Origin of the sequence: Thermogemmatispora sp. (assembly GCF_019683755.1) — a bacterium.
Classification (GTDB): domain Bacteria; phylum Chloroflexota; class Ktedonobacteria; order Ktedonobacterales; family Ktedonobacteraceae; genus Thermogemmatispora.
This window is the reverse complement of sequence record NZ_JADGHT010000411.1, coordinates 1-3,606: the sequence shown is the minus strand read 5'-3', so window position 1 is coordinate 3,606 and position 3,606 is coordinate 1. Positions and strand designations below refer to the sequence as shown.

At 60.4% G+C, this 3,606-nt stretch carries 4 protein-coding genes and 1 pseudogene; 2 read left to right on the top strand and 3 right to left on the bottom strand.

Annotation, left to right across the window (positions count from 1 at the left end):
- Together IRZ24_RS18070 and IRZ24_RS18065 are read right to left on the bottom strand one after the other, a co-directional pair.
- Window positions 1-462: pyridoxal-dependent decarboxylase (locus IRZ24_RS18070; RefSeq protein WP_297167375.1), on the bottom strand; the 462-nt coding region annotated here is incomplete at its 3' end.
- A 457-nt stretch (window positions 463-919) separates the two neighbouring features.
- Entirely contained in the window at window positions 920-1,195 is a 276-nt protein-coding gene (locus IRZ24_RS18065; RefSeq protein WP_297167372.1) for a mycoredoxin, read from the bottom strand.
- Between the two features lie 332 nt (window positions 1,196-1,527).
- Between IRZ24_RS18065 and IRZ24_RS18060 the strand changes: the two genes are divergently transcribed.
- Together IRZ24_RS18060 and IRZ24_RS18055 are read left to right on the top strand one after the other, a co-directional pair.
- Complete coding sequence (locus IRZ24_RS18060) at window positions 1,528-2,130, top strand: RNA polymerase sigma factor (protein ID WP_297167370.1); 603 nt, start codon at window positions 1,528-1,530, stop codon at window positions 2,128-2,130.
- Window positions 2,123-2,965 (top strand): methylated-DNA--[protein]-cysteine S-methyltransferase, encoded by an 843-nt coding sequence (locus IRZ24_RS18055; protein ID WP_297167368.1) that lies wholly within the window; start codon window positions 2,123-2,125, stop codon window positions 2,963-2,965. Before IRZ24_RS18060 ends, IRZ24_RS18055 begins: the two co-directional genes overlap by 8 nt.
- A gap of 24 nt (window positions 2,966-2,989) precedes the next feature.
- On the opposite strand, the pseudogene IRZ24_RS18050 reads toward IRZ24_RS18055, so the two are convergent.
- Window positions 2,990-3,606 (bottom strand): annotated as a pseudogene (locus tag IRZ24_RS18050) (hypothetical protein); the annotation flags it as partial.

The window sequence follows — 3,606 nt, the reverse complement described above, 5'->3', positions numbered from 1 at the left end:
GAGCGGTCCTGGCAGGCCCAGCATCTGGCGCAGCCAGTCAAGCGCGACCTGCTCTAGTTCAGTAGCCGCCGGCGAGGTGCGCCAGAGCATAGCGTTAACGTTGAGGGCGGCAGTGAGGAATTCGCCAAGGATGCCAGGGCCAGAGCCAGTAATGCCGAAGAAGCCCATGAACCCCGGCGCATTCCAGTGAGTGATGCCGGGCAGAAGAATCCGCTCAAAGTCGGCCAGGATGGCCTGCATCGATTCTGGTTGCTGCGGCGGCTGAGCCGGTAAGGCTCGCCGGATGTCGCCCGGCTGCGTGCGTGCCAGGACGGGATAGTCGCCGACATGCTCCAGGTAATCAGCGATCCAGTCAACCACCTGGTGAGCGTAGAGGCGAAAACTGTCTGGGTCCATGTCACCAATGGCCTGTTCCTGTTGGGCAGGATCAAGGGTTGCTCGCTTCTGCTCTCTTTCTTCCATAAGCCAGTTCTTCCGCTCCTCTCGACTTCGATCGTCTTGCCGCTTGCTGCCTCTTGTATCTGGCCGCTCCCTCGCTTGGAGGCTGCTGCTAGCCTGGGCGCCGAGGAGCGCCAGGGACCGTCTCATCGAGGATCTGGCTGGCCAGGCGGCTGCCTGGCACCTCTCTCGACCCGAGGACCATACCCTAGAGAAGTCACGCGGCGCGCTCGCTTAGATCTTATCATATCTGATGAGGTGAGAGGACAGGCCACCAACTGGTCCCCCAGCCTAGAGCGGGGAGCAAAGAAGGGAGTGGAGCACAATAAAGACCAGGCAGACCGCCAGCTCCTGCCGTTGTTCCTCCCCGTGGTTGACCGATGAATGGGGAAATACGAGCAGTCAACCTCATCGCACGGCGCTGGCAGGTCTGTCCTGGTCCACAGTGTTGCCCGGCCTGGCTGGCAGCTCTGAGCTGACCTTAGCTGAGGCCGAATTTCTGCGCTAGCTCGCGATTCGAGGGTTCTACCAGAATGGTACCGTCGGGGAAGACAATGGTTGGCACGCTGCGCAGGCCACCATTGACCTGCATGACATAGGCAGCCGCTTGCTCATCTTTTTCTATATCGATATAGTCATAGGCGATGTGGTGTTCATCTAGCCAGCGTCTTGCTCTGCGACAATCGCCACACCAACTTGTCGCATATACCTTGATTTGCTGTTGGGTAATAGTCGAAGTGGTAGCGTGTCTTTCCACTGAGATAGCTCCTTGGGAATGCGTTGATAATGGAGTGCGGAATCCCGGGTTACATTTTATAAAAACAAGTCCCCCGGCTCATCTATTCCTTGCCCCCTGGGCCTCTTGTCTAGCGTGCCATTCTGCAACCATTTCTGCTGCCTGCGTGTTATAAGGAGCAGAGGAAGCAGAGGAGAGGGTCCCAACAGTAGAAGGCAGGAGAGGAGGCCAGCACGAGCAGTGATATCAGAGATATTGTCGGCATTCATCCCCACTGCGATCACCTACCCACATGATCATGCCTGCCGCGACAGGAGGCTAAGGTGGGCTGAGAGCTGGAGCAGGCGATGCCCATGAGCCATGTTGATGAGCAGACGTTACTGCAAGACCTGCTGACCGATCCTGACCGCTTTTTTGAACAAGTGGTGCTCTATTATGAGCAGCGGCTCTTTACCTTTGCTCTACGCCTGAGCGGCAGCTATGAGGAGGCTCAGGAGATTACTCAGGATGCTTTCGTACGCGCCTATCAGGCGCTGACGACCTATTCCACGGAGCAGGTGCGCAATCTGGCGCTGCGTTCCTGGCTCTATCAGATCGTGCTCAATGTTGCGCGCAATCGGCTACGCAAGCGCCAGCGCTTGCCTTTCTGTATCTCTTTGGAAGAGGCTGGCTCTGATTCAGCAGAGGAGCCGGCCAGTGCACCAGTCGAAGAAGGGCCCGAGGCACGCGCCGAGGCACGCGAGCGCCTGCTTTTGCTAGAGCGAGCGCTGCTGACCTTGCCGCTGATCTATCGCGAAGTGGTCATCTTGCGCCATATCGAGGGACTAAGCTACCCGGAGCTGGCACGCCTCCTTAACCAGCCGGTGGGCACTGTGAAAGCCAGAGTACACCGCGGCCTGGCGCAGTTGCGCCAGGTGCTTGTTGACCATCATGCCCGTGAGGTGCTCTATGATTGAGCGACAGTCTTGCAGCCTATCCCAAGCGCGAAGGCTGGTCCGCGAGCTGCGCACCCCCCAGCGGGAGGCTCTCCCTCCACCCAAGCTCCGCTCTTATGTTTTGTTTCGTGTCGGACTGGCTGACGGCTACTTGCGCTTCTCATCGCCGATCGGGCCAGTCTTTGTGGCACTGAATACGTGTGGGATCTCGGCGCTAGAGCGTGCCGAGGATGCCAGCAGCTTTGAGGCGCGCTTTCGCGCTACCTTTGGTCGGGCCATCTTTCCGCTTGAGCATGACGAGGCGCCCGCCTGGACCAGACAGATCGAAGCAGCTCTCCAGACCGGCCAGGCGCCAAATCTGCCTTTCGATCTGCGCAGTTGTAGCCCTTTTGAACAGGCCGTTCTGTACAAGGCCCTGATGATCCCCCGTGGCGAGGTGCGCCCCTATGCCTGGGTGGCGCGCGAGATCGGACAGCCGCGGGCTGTGCGCGCCGTAGGCAACGCTTTGGCACGCAACCCCATCCCGCTGCTGATTCCCTGCCATCGTGTGGTGCGCAGTGATTACCGACTCGGCAACTACAGCCTGGGCGGTTCGTTCAATAAGCGAGCTTTACTCCAGGCCGAAGGGGTCGACCTGGCCCTACTAGAGCAGCTCGCCAGCAGGGGGGTGCGCTACCTCGGCAGTACGACAACCCATGTTTACTGCTTCCCAACTTGTCCTTATGCGCGACGCATTGCCCCCGAGCATCGCCGTCCTCTGTCCTCTCCAGCGGAGGCAACGCGTCTGGGCTATCGCCCCTGTCAGCACTGCCGGCCCGCGCCTCCCTCTGGTCAAGGCCCAGACTTCGCCCGCTAGTAGCCCGGCCACGGCCTCCCGGAGCTAGCGGCCATCAGTTGGCTTTGCACCGGCACCCTGGCTCAGGCGCTCTAGAAGGCGCTCGATCAGGCGCCGACCACCGCTGGCGACGAGACGCGGACTGCGCGTCATGATCCCCATAAGCAAGCCAGGGGTGAATTCGCCGCGCATGGCCTGGGCCCATTGGGCCGGTGTCAGGCGCCGGAGCAAGATCAAAGCCTCATCCCATTGTTCATCACGGTAGGCAGCGATGTGGCGGTTGATTAGATACGCTAGCTCCATCTCGCGCCCAAAGCGTGCCCGCCAGCGCCGATCGAAGCGCTCCAGGAAGGTCGCAGAGACATCGCCTTGCCTGACGGCCTCAGCCGCAACCTGACCGGCCAGGCGTCCGGCATAGATAGCGAAGCGAATGCCCTCACCTACCAGCGTCGACCCCTGACCACCAGCGTCGCCCGCCAACAAGAGGCCAGCGCTGGAGAAACGCTCTGCTGGTCCTTCGGCTGGGAAGAGGCCTGTGTGATACTCCAGCGGACTGGCGCCGCGAAATTTGTGGCGCAGGCGCGGCTCCTCATGCAGCAGATAGTCCAAATAGGCACGGGCATCATCGTCACTGTCGGGATGAATCACGCCCACCCCCACAC

What these genes read in the sequence shown, in the direction of transcription:
- IRZ24_RS18060 (WP_297167370.1), top strand. Translation starts at nt 1,528, where the DNA reads ATGAGCCATGTTGATGAGCAGACGTTACTGCAAGACCTGCTGACCGAT.
- IRZ24_RS18055 (WP_297167368.1), top strand. Translation starts at nt 2,123, where the DNA reads ATGATTGAGCGACAGTCTTGCAGCCTATCCCAAGCGCGAAGGCTGGTC.